This window comes from Spirosoma taeanense, assembly GCF_013127955.1.
Lineage (GTDB): Bacteria > Bacteroidota > Bacteroidia > Cytophagales > Spirosomataceae > Spirosoma > Spirosoma taeanense.
Genome location: NZ_CP053435.1, coordinates 5,284,333 through 5,301,892 on the forward strand (window position 1 = coordinate 5,284,333; position 17,560 = coordinate 5,301,892).

General features: G+C 48.2%; 13 protein-coding genes and 1 tRNA gene. All 14 read right to left on the reverse strand.

Going from position 1 to position 17,560, the window contains the following annotated elements; all coding sequences use genetic code 11:
* Nucleotides 1-16: 16 nt before the first annotated feature.
* The gene (locus HNV11_RS21960; protein WP_171741709.1) at nt 17-1,141 is read right to left on the reverse strand and encodes a cytochrome c oxidase subunit II; all 1,125 of its coding nucleotides are present in this window, start codon (nt 1,139-1,141) and stop codon (nt 17-19) included.
* Between the two features lie 20 nt (nt 1,142-1,161).
* Entirely contained in the window at nt 1,162-2,472 is a 1,311-nt protein-coding gene (locus HNV11_RS21965) for a quinol:cytochrome C oxidoreductase (RefSeq protein ID WP_171741710.1), read from the reverse strand.
* Between the two features lie 77 nt (nt 2,473-2,549).
* Complete coding sequence (locus HNV11_RS21970; protein ID WP_171741711.1) at nt 2,550-3,155, reverse strand: c-type cytochrome; 606 nt, start codon at nt 3,153-3,155, stop codon at nt 2,550-2,552.
* Between the two features lie 14 nt (nt 3,156-3,169).
* Nucleotides 3,170-3,703 (reverse strand): DUF3341 domain-containing protein, encoded by a 534-nt coding sequence (locus tag HNV11_RS21975; RefSeq protein ID WP_171741712.1) that lies wholly within the window; start codon nt 3,701-3,703, stop codon nt 3,170-3,172.
* Between the two features lie 96 nt (nt 3,704-3,799).
* Entirely contained in the window at nt 3,800-5,230 is a 1,431-nt protein-coding gene (gene nrfD / locus HNV11_RS21980; RefSeq protein WP_171741713.1) for an NrfD/PsrC family molybdoenzyme membrane anchor subunit, read from the reverse strand.
* An 86-nt stretch (nt 5,231-5,316) separates the two neighbouring features.
* Entirely contained in the window at nt 5,317-8,427 is a 3,111-nt protein-coding gene (locus HNV11_RS21985; protein WP_171741714.1) for a TAT-variant-translocated molybdopterin oxidoreductase, read from the reverse strand.
* A gap of 57 nt (nt 8,428-8,484) precedes the next feature.
* Nucleotides 8,485-9,792, reverse strand: a complete 1,308-nt coding sequence (locus HNV11_RS21990) for a c-type cytochrome (RefSeq protein WP_240163642.1) — start codon at nt 9,790-9,792, stop codon at nt 8,485-8,487.
* 285 nt (nt 9,793-10,077) lie between these two features.
* Nucleotides 10,078-10,148 (reverse strand) — tRNA-Cys (locus tag HNV11_RS21995).
* Nucleotides 10,149-10,352: 204 nt separating this feature from the next.
* Nucleotides 10,353-12,137 carry a 30S ribosomal protein S1 gene (gene rpsA, locus HNV11_RS22000; protein WP_171741716.1) on the reverse strand — a complete coding sequence of 595 codons (1,785 nt, stop codon included), beginning with the start codon at nt 12,135-12,137 and terminating at the stop codon, nt 10,353-10,355.
* A gap of 246 nt (nt 12,138-12,383) precedes the next feature.
* The gene (locus HNV11_RS22005) at nt 12,384-12,899 is read right to left on the reverse strand and encodes an HNH endonuclease (protein WP_171742280.1); all 516 of its coding nucleotides are present in this window, start codon (nt 12,897-12,899) and stop codon (nt 12,384-12,386) included.
* A gap of 72 nt (nt 12,900-12,971) precedes the next feature.
* On the reverse strand, nt 12,972-13,433 hold the full coding sequence (gene smpB, locus HNV11_RS22010; protein ID WP_171741717.1) for an SsrA-binding protein SmpB: 462 nt from the start codon (nt 13,431-13,433) through the stop codon (nt 12,972-12,974).
* A 577-nt stretch (nt 13,434-14,010) separates the two neighbouring features.
* A complete protein-coding gene (locus tag HNV11_RS22015) occupies nt 14,011-14,607 on the reverse strand; it encodes an OmpH family outer membrane protein (protein ID WP_171741718.1) in 597 nt (198 codons plus the stop codon).
* 56 nt (nt 14,608-14,663) lie between these two features.
* Nucleotides 14,664-15,026 carry a hypothetical protein gene (locus HNV11_RS22020; protein ID WP_171741719.1) on the reverse strand — a complete coding sequence of 121 codons (363 nt, stop codon included), beginning with the start codon at nt 15,024-15,026 and terminating at the stop codon, nt 14,664-14,666.
* A gap of 8 nt (nt 15,027-15,034) precedes the next feature.
* On the reverse strand, nt 15,035-17,482 hold the full coding sequence (locus HNV11_RS22025) for a penicillin acylase family protein (protein WP_171741720.1): 2,448 nt from the start codon (nt 17,480-17,482) through the stop codon (nt 15,035-15,037).
* Nucleotides 17,483-17,560 lie beyond the last annotated feature (78 nt).

A 17,560-nucleotide genomic window follows, 5' to 3' on the forward strand; every position in this document is an offset into this window, starting at 1 on the left:
TTGGGTAAGATTAAGATTAACGAATTGCAGCACTCACTATTGAAACACCACCGCCCTGCTGCATAGAAGCTGTCGAGCTATCAGCCGGAGCAGCTGTTGTACCGTCTGCCGGTAAATACTTTGCTGCCTTAGCTTTTAAATTGGCTGGTATCCGAGCTGCCAGCTCAGGTGTTGAGCTTAATAAAGGCTTCTGTTCTTTGCACCATGCCTGCCAGGATGCTTCATCTTCTACAATTAAGCGAATCCTCATAGAGAAATGACCCCGCCCACAGACTTCTGTACAAGCAATCTCATAGCCGAAGTTCTGATCTCCGGTTTGATTTCGCATTTCATCTGTTGTCTTGTCAGCAACAAACCAGAAACGGGTCGGCATTCCCGGTACAGCATCCATTTTCACCCGCATATGCGGAATAAATACGCTATGCAATACGTCCCGTGCACGAATTTTGAGGAGAACAGGCTTATTTACCGGGATATGCAACTCCGTAGTTGAAGTGAAATCATCAAACGAGGCTTCATCAGTATAGTCGATTCCAGCATCATTGCTGTTGTCAATCAACTTATAGTTGTAGGCACCAAGCTTGTTGTTATCAACACCCGGATAGCGAACAATCCAGTTGAACTGCTTACCAACAATTTCGAAGACCTGCGCATCTTTTGGCGCTTCAGACATAATGTCCCGCCACGCCCGCCAGCCTGTGAAAACCAGCAAAGCCATCACAACAGCAGGAATCACTGTCCAGATTAACTCCAGTTTGTGGTTTTCAGGATAATAGGCTGCTTTTCGGCCGGCCCGGTATTGATAACGCCAGGCAAAAATGAACAACAGTGCATTCGTTACGAAAAATGCTGCTGTAATGATAGCCATCGACAACCAGAAAAGGGAATCTGTCCGGCGGCCGTGTGGTGCTGACGCTTCGGGTAAGAAATAATTGGATGAATGCTCGAATGACCAGATTACGCCGATGAGTCCAAGTACCAAAAATACCATGAACAAAGCCGCATTAATTCGATTACTCATCCCAATGTGATTTTCCTCAACCGGTCCGGCTGCGTTCTTAACGACGGAGGCCATCCGAGAAACGACCAGAATGGCCAGTCCAAGGAAGATTACCGATAGCAGAGCAATTATATAAACCATTAGTATTGACGGGTTAATAATTAAATGTCGTGGTGCAATGTTTCCTCCAGCATCGGATGATTCTTAGGAATCAGATTTGCTTTCGTCAACTGTGCCGAAACTGACCACATAAAACCGCAAGCGAAAATCAGAATCATACCAAACTCAATTGGTCCAAAACCAGCATGCTCTCCCACCGTTCCTGGCATGATGTTAACGTAAAAATCAAAGTAGTGGCCGATGATAATACCCCAGGCTGCTATCTTTAAAAAGATATATGTCCGCTTAGCATCCCTTGTCATCAGAACAAGGAATGGAAAGACAAAGTTTAGGAAGATGTTAACAAAAAACGGCGCTTTGTAGATACCACCGTAACCGGAAAAACGCTCCCGATAATAGATCGTTTCTTCGGGCAGGTTCGCGTAATAAATCAGCATAAACTGAGCAAACCATACGTACGTCCAGAAGATACTGAAGGCAAACATAAACTTGCCAAGATCATGCAGATGGCTCTCATTCACGATTTGTAAGTACCCGCGCTCTTTCAGCGTAACAACAGTCAGCGTAATAATAGCCAGGCCCGTAACATGCCAGCTCGCTAGAGTGTACCAGCCAAACATCGTACTGAACCAGTGCGTATCAATTGACATCACAAAGTCCCAGGCGGATGTAGAGGAAGTTACACCAAAAATTACCAGGAAAGCAGTTCCGAACTTGATGCTTTTATCGTAGTACTCCGTCCCACCGTACAAATCTTCCTGTAAGGAGAAATTACGTAGCATACGCCACAGAACATACCATAGGGTGAAATAGAGGACAATCCGTATCAGATAAAACGGTGTATTTAGAAAGCCCTGTTTACCAGCAATAATTGGAACATAGTCGGCACTGGCCTTATCATATAAGCCAGGATTCGTCCAATGGAATAAATCATGTCCAGCTAGGAAAAAGACAGCCAGCACAACAACACCCATATAAGGCAGATAAGCCGGTAAGGCTTCTGGCACCCGTTTAAAAGCTGATGACCAGCCTGCCTGTGCCAAATAGTTATAGGAAATGAAAAACATCCCGATAACGGATGCGCCTGTGAAATAGATGGCATTCAGCCATACGTTTGCCCACAACCGGTTCGTCCATTTGTAAGCATGATGTCCGCCATCGTGGCCTTCGCTGGCGCCGACGCCGTGAACAACTTCATGAGTATCGTGACCGCCGACACCTGACGCCAATAGAAACGCGCCGATAGCTACCAGCGCGACTCCGGCTCCGATGCCAATGATGAGTCGGCGTTTGGATTCCGCAGTGAATTCAAATTGTTCGTCTAATGACGGTATTGCGTGAGCCGATGCCATTCTTGTTTGTTAATCGATTAATAGAAAAATGACGTTAAGCGCAGATGACAATCAGACAATTGTCATCCAGCACCTTATTATCCCTGTTGCAGTTTATGAACGTACTGCACAATCTTCCACCGTTCTTCGGGCGTAATCTGCGATCCGTGAGGCCACATCCGACCCTTTCCATTCGTAATGACGTGGAAAATATGCCCGTCATTCATGGTTCTATAAGCATCAGATGAATAGCTCGGAACCCCTTTGTATTCTTTTCCTACCAATCCATCTCCTTTACCGCCTTCACCATGGCAGTGAATGCAATAACGGCCATACAGAAGTTTACCTTCTTCTAAAGACTTTTCTGTTTCTGGTATTGGGTTAGTCAATACCCGCTCAGCCAGTCCGATGCTGTCTTTAGGAATATTGTAAATCATCAGGTCCGTTGAAGTACTGTCCCCACTGCCAAACGTCGTATGATAGTTTGGACGAGCAACCGTACCACGAGCTGGATCACGCATGTTTAATCCATACGGATTAACGGTATTGGGCCGAATCTGGCGATAAGGTTCATAGCTAACCGCATCATACATCTGCGGAGCAAATTCTGTTCCTGTATCATTGTGGTCATCCCCACAGGATGTTAATCCTACGAGCAGTGCCACGAGTGCTAAAGCGGTTACGCCTGTATACTTGGTTATCATCCTCATCTCGAACATTAGAACTGCTTTACATTTACCTCAGCAGCACCTGAGTTCTTTAAAATTCGCTCAATGTCGCCTTCAGCAAGGTTGTTTTTGCTCATGTCAATAGCCATAGCGAACTTGTTGTCCGTCGTACGTAAATCATACATCAGGGGTTTCACTGTTGGGCCCAGACCATTTGATACTAAGAATGTCCCGACCATTCCTAAAGCACAAATAAGAACGGTTAACTCAAAAAAGATTGGGACATAAATAATGGGAGAATAGGAGTCTTTACCTCCTACTATCATTGGCCAGTCAAAGCTTTCTGTATAGGCCGTTAGCAACAAGGCAAGAGTAGTCCCGGTCAGGCCAAATAAGAAGGCGGCAATACCCAGGCGTGTCCGCGGATGACCGAGCGCTACGTCCAGTCCGTGAATAGGAAATGGACTATACACTTCATGAATGCGAACACCAGCTTTTTTTACATCTCTAACGGCTTTCAGTACAACGTCATCATCATCATAGATGCCGACTAGGAATTTACCGTTACCATTTATCTCTGACATAATTGGTCTTGTTAGTTTGTCATTCGTAGTTCGCAGTTTCTAGCTGAATGCGCTTTTGCAGACATTCAAAACCTAAACTACGAACTCCAAACTGCTTTATTCTACGTCTTTGTTAAACGTCGGATTTGCAACTCGCTCACCTTTTGCGACGCCAGATACCGAAACCGGCAGCTTCTCCGACGACGATTTAATGATCGTTTTAACTTCAGCCATGTTCACTACCGGCAGGAACTTCGCGAACAGTAGGAATAAAGTGAAGAATAAACCGAACGAGAAAATGTAATCACTGATATCAAACAGCGTTGGATGGAACATTGCCCAGCTCGATGGCAGATAATCGCGGTGCAGCGAAGTAACAATAATTACAAATCGCTCAAACCACATACCAATGTTCACGACAACCGATAACGTAAACGTCCAGACAACGCTCCGGCGGATAGCCCGTGACCAGAACAGCTGCGGAGATATTACGTTACAGGTCATCATTGCCCAGTAAGCCCACCAGTATGGACCCGTTGCCCGGTTGATGAACGCGTAAGTTTCAAATTCCACTCCAGAGTACCAGGCAATAAAGAACTCCGTCAGATAAGCAATACCTACAATAGAGCCAGTCAGGGTAATGACTTTGTTCATCGACTCGATGTGCTCCACTGTAATATAATCTTCCAGCTTAAACACGACCCGGATAATCAGCATCAGGTTCTGTACCATGGCAAAGCCTGAGAAGATAGCACCAGCAACGAAGTAGGGCGGGAAGATAGTTGTATGCCAGCCAGGAATAACTGACGTAGCAAAGTCCATACTTACAATCGTATGTACTGATAATACCAGCGGGGTAGAAAGACCCGCCAGAATCAAACTCATATATTCATAACGCGCCCAGGTCTTGGCAGAGCCATTCCAGCCCAGGGAAAACGCACCATAAATATACCGTGATACTTTACTCCGCGCCCGGTCACGGATGGTGGCCAGATCAGGCAGAAGACCCATATACCAGAATACCAGCGAAACAGTGAAATAGGTACTGATGGCAAATACATCCCAGACAAGTGGCGATTTGAAGTTCACCCAAAGCGAGCCAAACGTATTGGGTAAAGGCAATGCCCAATAAGCTAGCCAGGGACGGCCCATGTGCATGAGAATGAAGCTGGCCGCACAGATAACGGCGAAAATAGTCATGGCTTCTGCTGCCCGGTTTACCGCCGTCCGCCATTTCTGCCGAAACAAAAGCAGGATAGCCGAAATAAGCGTACCGGCATGACCGATACCGACCCACCAAACGAAGTTCGTGATGTCCCAGGCCCAGCCGACGGTTTTATTCAACCCCCATACACCTAAGCCCTCCCACCAGGTCCAGAACACGCAGGCGGTTCCGTAAATTAGTACAATCACCGAGATGGTAAAGGCGATAGTCCACTCGCGGGTGGGTCGACCCTCAACCTGTCTGCTGATATCCTCTGTCACGTCGGCATAAGTTTTGCCACCGGTGATAAGGGGAGTTCTTACGGCTGATGTTACATGCGACATATCCTTACTTTATTTATTTCTGATTTTTAGTAGTGACGGACGATCTGCTGACAACTTTTATGGTTAAACCGCCTGTCATTAATGTACTACACCTGCGACTCCTGACGTGTTTTCTGTTGCGGCTCCTCGTCCTTGTTCCGAATCTTGGTCAGATATGAGATTTGCGGTCTCACATTGATTTCTTCCAGTACGTGGAAGGCACGCCCTTCCATTTCTTCCCGGGTAATTTTAGAAACGGTACTTTCTGGATTGTTCAGGTCGCCAAAAAGGATTGCATTGGTTGGACAAGCCTGAGCGCAAGCGGTCTGAATTTCATCCGGCATCGGCCGACGACGTTCTTTCTTGGCCGTTAGTTTACCTTCCTGAATCCGCTGTACGCAGAAGGAACACTTCTCAATTACACCCCGCGACCGAACAGTAACGTCTGGGTTGATTACCATTTTACCAAGGTCATTGTTAAAGTGGTAATCAAAATTGTCGTTATCGAAATACTTGAACCAGTTGAACCGGCGCACTTTATAAGGACAGTTGTTTGCGCAGTAACGTGTTCCGATGCAGCGGTTGTACGTCATCTGGTTCAACCCTTCTGTGCTGTGAGTTGTGGCCAGTACGGGACATACCGTTTCGCAGGGAGCATTGCTGCAGTGCTGGCACAGCATCGGCTGGAACGTAACCTCCGGGTTAGACGATGCCACTTCCAGTTCTTTGAAATCTTCAGGCTCGGCGTCGCTGCTGTAGTACCGGTCAATGCGAATCCAGTGCATTTCCCGACGCATGATTACTTCTTCACGACCAACAACCTGAATGTTGTTTTCTGACTGGCAACCAATTACGCAGGCATTACAACCAATGCAGGAATTCAGATCGATAACCATACCCCAGGAATGGTTCGGCTTACCGTACCCATGCCAGAGTGTAATATTCGTCGGTTCCGTTGGTCCTTCGGATGTTTCAACCTTCGGTGTATAACGGCCCGACATCGGGTTCTTCTGGTAATCGGCCAGTTTGGTCTCCTGAATAACAGCGCGACGCCCCATGACCGTATCGTGCGTTTGCGTTTGGGCAATCTCACGCGATCCACCAGCCTTATCGACCTTAGCATTAACAGCTGAGTAGGTAATATACCCATTAGTCAGCGTCGCAAGCGGGAAAGCATTTTTACCAACACCATTGGCTGCTTTGCCGGCTTTCTCACGGCCATACCCCACGGCGACCGAAACCGTATTGTCTGCCTGACCGGGCTGAACCAATACGGGCAGCTCGATTGACTTACCATTGACCGATACAGTTACCAGATCATTCTGAGCAAGGCCCATATCATTAGCGGTCTTCTGCGATATGGCAGCATAGTTGTCCCAGCAGGCTTTTGAAACCGGATCTGGCATCTCCTGCAACCAGGGGTTATTCGCCATAGAACCCGTTCCAACGCTTACTTTTTCATAGAGCGCCAGTTCCATACTAGTTGTTGGCCTGTACCGCTGGGCAATACCAGCAGCCGCTTGGGCCACATTACCCGTAAACGCAGCTCCACCCACGGCTACAGCCTGACTTTTATTCGGTTCAAAGACGCCATCGTGCAGACACTTGATCCAGAAAGCATCAAAAGAATCAAAGCCGCTTGCCTGCGGAAAATAGGTCGTACGCCAGAAGTTTTTCAGATAAGCCTGATAATCATTCGGACGTCCTGCCCAGGTGAGCAGGCTTGACTGAAACTGCCGCGTTTTGAAAATATAGGTGATTGCCGGCTGTATCAGGCTGTAGTGCCCGGCTTTTGGCTCAGCATCGCCCCAGCACTCCAGGAAATGCGGAGCTGGCGTAATGTATTTTGAAAGAGAAGCTGTCTCATCAGCACGATCAGCGAATGAAACCGACAATGTTACTCTGGGTAACGCTTCAGCCAGTTCAGCTCCTCGTGGGTGATCATACACGGGATTAGCCCCGAAGAACAGAGCCGCCCCAACACGTCCACCTTTAACTTCATCGATGAACGCATTCATTTGCTGGTCGTTACCTTGGCGGTAATTAACCGGCGTATTCAGGTCGATTGTTGCACCATAACTGCCGAGCAAGTTGTTAAGCGCATTGACAACAATCTGAACATTAGGATCATTTGAACCTGACACAACCAGTGCCCGGCCACGAGAACGAGCCAGATCCGCAGCGGCTTTATCCAGATATTGAACATTAACGGAAGCGGAACCGATGGAAGCGCTTCCCAACTTCTGAGCCACCTGATTATACAGGGCTACAGCAACTAAACCTTCCTGAGAAGGCTTGTAGGTACCCCGATAATCGGCGTTGGCACCTGTCATCGACAATCCTGTCTCAAACTGGTAGTGCCGGGACATAGTCTTTTTGCCACCGCCTACAGCACCAACCTTACGTGTTTGTGCATAAGGACGGGCGAATTCAAGCGGAGCAATCCAGGTACCGAGGAAATCGGCGCCAAGACTAACGATCGTCTGTGCTTTGCTGAAATCGTAAGAAGGAATAACCGCCCGACCGAAAGACGCCTGATTAGCCTGAACAATGCCAAATGCAGAGTTGGCATCATACATAATGTGGCGGGTAGTAGGATATTTAGCAACGAAATCGGCAATTACCGCCTTTGTCGTGGGGCTAAGAATCGTAGAAGTAACGATCCGAATAGCACCACCCCGCGAGGCAACCGAGTTTAACTGATTAACGATTTCGCGATCGGCAGTTGCCCAGTCGATCACCGTTTCACCGCGCCGGGGGCCGTTCAGCTTATCGATATCGTAAAGTGACAGAACTGACGCCTGAACCCGGGCAGTTGTCCCTCCTTTAGATATGCTGGACAGAGGATTTCCTTCAATTTTGATCGGCCGGCCTTCCCGTGTTTCCACGAGAATAGAAGCATAATCGCCACCATCAATATACGTTGACGCGTAGTAGTCGGATATAGAAGGGAAGGTGAATTCCGGCTTATTGATATACGGAATGGCTTTGTGGACAGGTGTTTCGCAGGCAGCCAACGATACGGCTGCCATTCCAAATCCCATTACCTTTAAGAAATCACGGCGTTGGGTGTTCGAGCCACCGAGTAGACCACCGAGGTCATCCGACGATTCGCTTAGGTCGGGATTGGCAAATTCGCTGTTCGCATTCTTGACGAACGTTGCATCATTGCGCAATTCCTCAACCCCTTTCCAATACCGTTTAGTTGTATTTTCCATGCGTGTTGTTGCGGTAAGATACCTTGTTGGTTGAGCCAGCCTCTACGGCCTGGTGGATTAATAGTGGCATTTTGAACATTCAAGACCGCCGATATTCGCTACTTTAAGCGGCTCTTTGCTTTCTTTCCGGTGCAGAGCTACAAGCTTATCGTAATAGGCATTGTCTTTGGTGTTCACTTCGGTTTTCCGGTGGCAGTCAATACACCACCCCATCGTTAACGATGAACGCTGTTCCACTACTTCCATCTTTTCAATTTCGCCGTGGCAGGTCTGGCACTGTACGTTACCAACGTTTACGTGCTGCGCGTGGTTGAAGTAAGCCAGATCAGGCAAGTTGTGCACCCGTATCCATTCAATTGGGCGATTTTGCTCAATAGCTGCGTAAATCTTCTGAATCTCCGGCGACTCTTTCTTAATGACGCCGTGGCAGTTCATACAAATATTGGCCGATGGAATCGTTGCAGATTTACCTTTATTAACGCCTACGTGGCAGTAGTTACAATCAATTTTATACTGACCGGCGTGTAACTTGTGAGAGTAAGCAATAGGCTGTTTAGGCGCGTAACCCTGCTGAATACCGATGCTGTAAAGACCGTCAAACGATTCTTTGGTTGCAATCAGAATGAACAGCCAGATCACTATCGAACGAAGGGTTGAGTTGTTAAACGCGCTTGACAGCCCTTCCTTGAGACGCTGAGCCAACGGTGCCGTCGTCTGTACACCTTCTGTTGTAACGGGAGTAACAGCCCGCGACAGAATCGTCACAATAACCAGGAGCACACCAAGCACCAGAAGCATAACAATTAGCAGCGCAACCAGAACAAAGGTGAACAGCTCCGATGGACCCGAAATTGAACCATCACCATTTTCAGCCGAGGCACCACCACCCCCGCGAGCCTGCGCTTCACCTGCTCCGCCTACCGTAGCTTGTGCAGGTGCACTAGCCTGATCGATATACGCCAGGATCCCATCGATGTCAGCATCCGTCAGGTTCGGGAAGCTCGACATTTGGATCTTCTGGAATTTGTTGAAAACCTGGTTCGCATAAGGATCGCCACTGGCAATAACTGCTGACGAGTTACGAATCCATTTGTGCAGCCATTCTCTACCGGGTGTCCGCTGCATAATCCCTTTTAAACCGGGGCCAACAACAACTTCTTCCGTTACGGCATGGCACTGTGCACAGTTGTTAGTAAACAGGGCTTTTCCCTTTTCGGCATCACCTCCGCCTGACGGAGCGGGAGTGGCAGCGGCCGGTCCACCGCCGGCAGCTGCGACCGAGTCCTGCGCTTTTACCTGAGCACCGTTAAATAACAGTGTCAGTGACAGAGCAACAGCCCCGCAAAGCCTGGATAAGTGACTCATTTTATGAACTATATTTATTGAGTTGATCAACATATTCACCAACGCCTTTTCATCGGCCCACAAAAGTACTACACGATTGCTGTATAGGCAAAAAATGAGGTTTAGTTATTTTTAATCCTCATTTTTATTTGTATTGGTTCTAAGTAAGGCGATAATTTCGCGCTCCTTTTGCCTGATAACGTTTTGTTTCGAGGGATGTTTAGCAAAAAAAAAACCATTCGGTCCCTCTATATCAAGGGTTAACCGAATGGTTTACAATGAGGAAGATTACTCATCCTCAGAAAGAGGTTCCGAGCGGATTCGAACCGCTGTACGAGGTTTTGCAGACCTCTGCCTAGCCACTCGGCCACGGAACCATTTAGTCCGAATACATGACAGGTCATCTATTCGGGACTGCAAATATAGACCTTTTATCAATCGATAAATCAATCGGACGCAAAAAATCCAGATATGTGCGTAACCTTGTAATCGTCACGTGGTAATCACACAGGTTGCCGCAAAACTTCATAGAAATGCCCCGCATTTTGCAACACGGGGCATTTCTATAGCAACAACTAATTTTAATTGCGGCCTTCCATTTGCTCTTTCAAGGCAGCCAGAGCGTCGAGGTCACCAAGCGTAGCACCCCGGTCGGCCTGGTTGGAGGTCGAGACAGGTTTCGCTGAAGCAGCTTTTGGCTTCTGTTCTTTCGCGGGCTCGTTTTTCTCCTGCCACGTTTTTGTGTGCGACAGCATGATCCGCTTCTCCTCTTTCGAGAACTCCGTTACTTTGAAATCCAAGTTTTCGCCAACTTCGGCAAATGAACCATCTTCTTTCGTAAGGTTCTTGAGCGACGAGAAACCTTCGATGCCGTAGGGCAGTTCGAGCGTGGCCATCTTGTCGTTCTTGCTCAGAATCGTGCACCGGTGAATCGTACCAACAGCGAAGAAGTCTTCGAACGTGTCCCACGGGTTCTCTTCGAGTTGCTTATGACCCAGCGCCAGACGACGGTTTTCCACGTCCAGTTCCAGAACAACCACTTCGAGTTCTTCACCAACTTTGATGAAATCCGATGGGTGCTTCACTTTCTTCGTCCATGACAGATCTGATACGTGTACCAGGCCATCAATGCCTTCTTCTAGTTCGAGGAACAGGCCGAAGTTGGTCAGGTTACGTACTAGCCCTTTATGCTTTGTACCAATAGCGTACTTGGTCCGCAGTTCTGGACGGGTCCAGGGATCTTCGGTCAGTTGCTTGATGCCCAGCGACATTTTCCGGTCGTTGCGGTCAAGAGTAAGCACAACGGCTTCCACTTCATCGCCAACTTTGAGGAACTCCTGCGGGTTGCGTAGGTGCTGCGACCACGACATTTCTGAAACGTGGATCAGCCCTTCAACACCCGGCATGATTTCGAGGAACGCGCCGTAATCAGCTACGTTTACAATCTTACCTTTTACCTTTGAACCAACCTGGATGTCTTCAGCCAGTGCATCCCATGGGTGCGCCTGAAGCTGCTTCATGCCCAGCGAGATACGCTTTTTGTCTTCGTCGAAGTCGAGTACCACCACGTTGACTTTCTGGTCGAGGTGCAGAACTTCCGACGGATGGCTGATGCGGCCCCACGAAATATCCGTGATGTGCAGCAGACCATCTACTCCACCAAGATCGATGAACACACCGAAGTTAGTCATGTTCTTGATCACGCCTTCCAGTACCTGACCTTTTTCCAGATTGTTCAGAATCTGAGCGCGTTGCGCTTCAAGGTCTTTCTCGATCAGGACTTTATGCGAAACAACGACATTGTCATTTGCATAATTGATCTTAACGACCTTCACTTCCATTTTCTTGCCAACAAAAATGTCGAAATCGCGGATTGGCTTCACATCAATCTGCGAGCCAGGCAAGAATGCTTCAATACCAAAAATATCAACGATCAGACCACCTTTCGTCCGGCGTTTCACGAAACCGTCGATGACGAGGTCTTCGTCCAGCGCACGCTGAATTTTCTGCCAGGCTGTAATTACTTTCGCTTTCTTACGCGACAGTACAAGCTGGCCGTTCGGGTCTTCCTGATTCTCTACGTAAACTTCAATCTCATCACCCATCTTCAGGTCCGGCATATCCCGGAATTCGGAAGCTGGAACCAATCCGTCCGACTTGAAGCCAATGTTGAGCAGTACCTCACGGTCTGTAATCCCAACGACGGTTCCCATTACTACTTCTTTCTCTTTAACTTCCGACAGGGTGTTGTCGTACAGTTCCAACATCCGGTTGCGTTCTGCATCCGAATAGCCACTTCCGAATCCTTTGTTGTCTGCCCGGTCCCAATCAAATGCCGGCAGGTCGCGTTGCTGCGTTTTGCTCATAAAAAATGGTTTCCTGACCCACTCGGTACATCAGCCCGTGGGTCAATGGCGGGCTGACTTTTGGTTTGTAAAATTTTTCCTCAAAAAAGGACTGCAAAGATAGCAATTGCTTTTCGAAAAAAGTTTCTCGGTCGGCAAAAGTCTTTGAATTTGAGCGGGAAAAGAGAAGAGGGAGACAAAAGAGGAAGGAAAATGCAAAAAGCAAATCCTTTTCTTCTTTTGTCTCCCTCTTTTGTTCTGGTATTGTTACTGGAACGCTTTTTCTTTTTTGGCTAAGAAGGGCATCCAGCTTTGTTCAACTGATCCTGAAAATTCACGCAGAAAAACCAGAAACGTAGGTTTAAAAGGTTTTTGGCGCAATTTCAGATTTGCCTCATCGGGCGTGTAATCTCCTTTTCGTGAATTGCACCGTTTGCAGGCGGTAGCCAGGTTATCCCAGCTGGTTTTGCCTCCCCGCGACTTTGGCAGGACATGATCGAGGGTGAGGTCATCAGCGGTGCCGCAGTACTGGCAGCGGTGACCGTCGCGCTTAAAAATATTCTGCCGAGTGAGCATGACGCCTTTGTAGGGCAGACTTACGTATCGATGAAGCCGAATAACCGACGGCATCGGGAACTCTGCAGAAACAGTTCGGAGCGTGAATTGCTCGGATTCGGCGACGAGTTCGGCTTTTTCTAAAAAAACCAGCAAAAATGCTTTGGGAACGGAGCAGATGCTGAGTGCACTGTAATCTTGATTTAAGACTAATACTTTCCTGCCCATATCGCGTTTAGATGCCTCTGTACGGTAGCAAGTTACAGAGTTATCCACATAACGGCAAGAAATGTGGAAAATTTAGTACCGCTCGCGTTGCAGGTCACGTTCTACGTCGCGCTCTTTAATACTATCGCGTTTATCATATAATTTTTTACCCTTTGCCAGGGCAATTTCTACTTTTGCAAAGCCTCGTTCATTGGTAAACATCCGAATGGGCACAATCGTTAGCCCCTGGTCTTTCAACTTTTCCGTCAGACGCTTGATTTCACGCTTGGTGAGCAAAAGTTTACGGTCGCGCAAGGGCTCGTGATTGTAATGGGTCCCCTCGGTGTAGAGCGAGATATTCATCTGACGAATAAACAGCTCATCATTATGAATCAGGCAGTAAGCATCCTGCAAATTTACCTTACCCTGCCGGGCTGACTTTATCTCGGTGCCGGTCAGGACGATACCAGCAGTATATTTCTCAAGAAATGAATATTCGAATGAAGCCCTCCGATTACGAATATCGACTTGTTTAACAATAGAAGCAGAGGCCATAAGTAACTAGCTAATGTAGGATGCCGAGAGTGTAAATGGGCATGAATGTTTGAATTACCCCCTCCTTTTCCAGCGTCTAACGTAAAATTTAAGACAACAAAGGTAGGCGGGTAAGACCAAGAACACAGGAAATTGAAGAGAGGTTTGTGAGGCCCTGATAAAGCGTCATTTTTATGCAGGCCTGAAGTCGCCTGGCGGGCCGGTGCTTACACTCCGAGAGTGGTACCAAAGTCACAGCCTCAAGACTTGGTACGGCACCGGCCCAAACCAAAGCGGTGTTGGACACTTCAGGCGGAATTCATCATTGAATCCAAGCCAGAGTTGATTATACTTTTACAAAAACAATGCCCATTACCAACTTTAACCGCTAAAAGATCCCATGAATTCTGATAGATAACCCATTATAATTATACTATAAACCAATAGTAACCGAAAATAATATTTAGTAAATATTACCAACAACTATGCCAATGTTGCAGCTTTAAAACAGTTTATAGAATTTTCATGGCTGATTAAAACAACAAGGGCGGCTGAGCGATTGTAATCGCTCAGCCGCCCTTGTTGTTTTATCTTCCGACTATTTCTTTGGCTGTTTATTCTTGTATTCTTTATTCAGGCCGTCCAGAACTATTTTGGTCCGGTCGGCTGCCGGGTCGGCAAAGAGTATGCCGCCACCTTTGGTATACCCGAGTACAAACTCATACTTATTCTGCGCATTTACTTTTTTCAGATAATCGTAAATCTGGTCGTATAGCTGCTTGTTTTTCGACTGTTCTTCGTTCGCCAGATTCTGAGCAGCCCGATCGCGGTAAGCCAGGATATCCTGTTGTTCTTTTTGCAGCGAAGCTTCGGTTGCGCGTCCCTGTTCCTGGGTCATGGTTGGAGCCTTTTGCTGAAAGAAGGCTACTTTATTCTGCAGATTACGTCCTTTCGCAGCAAGATCATTTTCTAATTGAAACCGCTTGCTTTCGAGTACTTTCTGAGTGTCTTTAAAATAATCGTATTTCGTAAGCAGCGTATCAACATTCACATAAACGATCGCTCTGCCTTTAGCCTCAGCGGGAGCGGATGAAACGGGAGCTGCTTCGGGCTGGCCGTCTTTGAAATGCAGGTAGTATAGAACAGCTACGGCAATCGTCAGGATGACGTTTAAAAACAACGAGGCATTCTTCACGGGAAATGAATCAGTTAGTGACAAATTTATCCTACAAAGGTAGGTGGAATTACGGTTTACGAAGTACGATTCACCAGTTGATTTGTAGTAGCCTGACGAACGAAAAAGCCTGAAAGCCCTGCCAAACCGCCAACCAATCCGCTGAGAATAACTATGATTATCAAGGCGATGGCAGCATGATCGGTTTTAAACAGTAACAGGCTCATCCGGCCGGTAAAAATACCATCTGTCTGAAAATGAATAAGCAGTGCATAGACCAGCCAGACCAACGAAACACCCACGAAGCCGTACCCAAAGGCACGCACCACAGACGCACTACGCCAAAAACAAACCAGAAAGGCAACCAGCGCTATACTCCACCAGGGTAACAGCAGTTGAGCCAGCAAACTAAGCAGAGCGATGATAATAATCTGAATCATAGATGGAATCACTTGATAGTCAGCTTTCGTTTAATGCGCGTGTGATTGCGTTGATCTGACTGCAGGTACAGCAGTTCATTAAGTTGGCCCGTTCGCCACGTTTCAATCATGTTCTGGTAATACGGACTACCGGGATTGCCCGACTGGCCACCGGGATATATACCATAAGCTTTCGGTTGAGGGCCCAGAGCAACGACCATGCGCCACGACGGCCCGGCTCGTTCAGACGTAGCATTCACAATGTTGCTGCCTCCGCCGATGTTTAAATCCAGTACACTAAAGGCATCTACACCCGGCAGCAGATGCCGAATATCCGTTCCTTTAGTAGGTCCCCACGCCCATGCTTCACCTAACGCACCCTTCTGTTTAACCAATGTATCGCAGGCGGCCCGGAAGCTTTGCGTTACCAGGTCTGGCAGACGTTCGCGAACAGGCGTTTTGACATTATCGAACCAGCGGGACGAAGGATCGCGCTGCATAAGTGTCAGGGTACGGTCCGGAGATGGGTAACGCATAGGCAACGTATCGCCCTGATCAAATTCATCGGCCCAGATAGCCTCATTCAACTGAGTTAGCCACCGCGAAAAAATGGTCGGGCCAATCTCGCCAGCGTCATTGTTAAAGCGCCAGTCTTTCAATATAGCGAGCGCATTTTGCTGGCTTTGGTTGAGGGACTGCGGGTTCAAGTGAGGCAAAATGACCGGCAGTACATCGGCGGCTCGCAGATTGAAGTTGTCGTTCTGTAAGGCACGCAGACTATCGGCCGTAGCGCGCTGCATAGCCGCTAGACGCTGGTTGATGCGTCGCCCACGCTCAGATGGCGCAAATTCCCAGTTGATGTAATACGGGTACGTCTGGTCTGTAGAGGACTGATTGGCTGAACTAACGAACCCACGGGGCGGGTTTTTGACCAGCGGATTCTGATTGGCAGGAACAAATCCGTACCAGTCATCGGCGGGGTTAGTCCCATCGAGCAGAAATTTACCTTGTTCTTTATATTTCAGCGGGTAGCGTCCGTTGGGCGAAATAGCAATGTCGTTCTGACTGCTGGCGAAAATAAAATTCTGCGCGGGGGCAACGTAATAGGTTAATGCTTTTCGATAATCGGCAAAGGATTTTGCGCGATTAAGGTAATAAAAGCAGCGCATTTCGTTCGATGGTTCGTGCGCAATCCAGCGAGCCGCGTGCCCAACCGGGATGTTTCGACGGAATGGCTTAGCATCGGCGGAATACACTACGGGCCCGTGATGGGTATATATAACCGTATCTAGTACGTCTGCCTTTCCTTTTACCTTGATGGTTTCAAGACGCGTCCGGACCGGTTTCCACTGCTTGTCGTGCCAGTATTCCCGGCGGCTATCATCTTTGAACCGGATCGTATAGAAATCAAGGACGTCAGCACCAACGTTGGTAACCCCCCAGGCTACGTCTTTATTAAAACCAATGATTACATTGGGCGCGCCCGGCAGCGATGCGCCATATACGTTTACCGTTGGCGATACGAGCTGGATTTGATACCAGATTGAAGGTAAACTCAGTGTCAGGTGCGGATCATTAGCCAGAATTGGAAAGCCCGTTGCTGACTTCTGTGCCCCTACAGCCCAGTTATTGGAGCCAATTTCCGGCTGCGGCCGACGCATACCGGCATCGAAACGCGGAGCCGACAAGGCCAGCAAACTATGCAGGCTGCTGTCTTTTGGCGTGGGCGGAACAGGCAGGGGTGCAAAATCCCACCCGGTGCCGGGAGGAATAATAGGGTCTTCGCGAGTGGGATAGTTCGGAAACAGATCGGCGGTAACGGCGGCCCCATATTTCCGGAGAATATTGGTCATCAGCAGATCATCGGCTCCGCTGGCCAGCGTACTGGTCATCTGTTTCAAAAGCAGAGCGCATTTAAGCGGTGTCCAGGGCTCGGGCGCGTATCCCAATAATTTGTACTCAATCGGGTATTTGGCGGGCGTGAGTTGATTGATCCAGGCATTGACGCCGGCGGTATACGCATCGAGCGCATCCCGAGTTGCCGGGTCATTCTGCATACCTTTCAGTGTCTGCTCCGCTCCGTAACCCATGCCTAAGTGGCGGTTGTAGCGGTCAAGTTCTAATGCTCTGTCGCCGACAATCTCCGAAACCCGTCCGGCAGCGGCATGCGTCTGAAATTCCATTTGCCAGAGCCGGTCGCGGGCAGTCAGATAGCCCTGAGCAAAGTAAAGGTCATGGTCGTTCTGGGCAAACACATGCGGAACAGCCACGTCATCGAACAGAACCGTAACGGGCGCTTTGGTCCCTTCTAACGTAACCTCTTCATCCTGGTAATTGATTGATTCGGCATTTTGCCAGAAACCAACAAACGGACTAAGCAGGGGCCCGAACGCGGGAATCCCTCCCCAGGGGCGATTAAGTGCCCAGACGAGCGTAATTGTGAATAATGAAATTAAGGCCGCTTTAAGATAGCGCATAAAACAGGACTGGAATCAGATGAAGGTTCTGGTGCAAGTTCACAATTGCACCCAGCAAATAAAAACTATTCTTTTCCT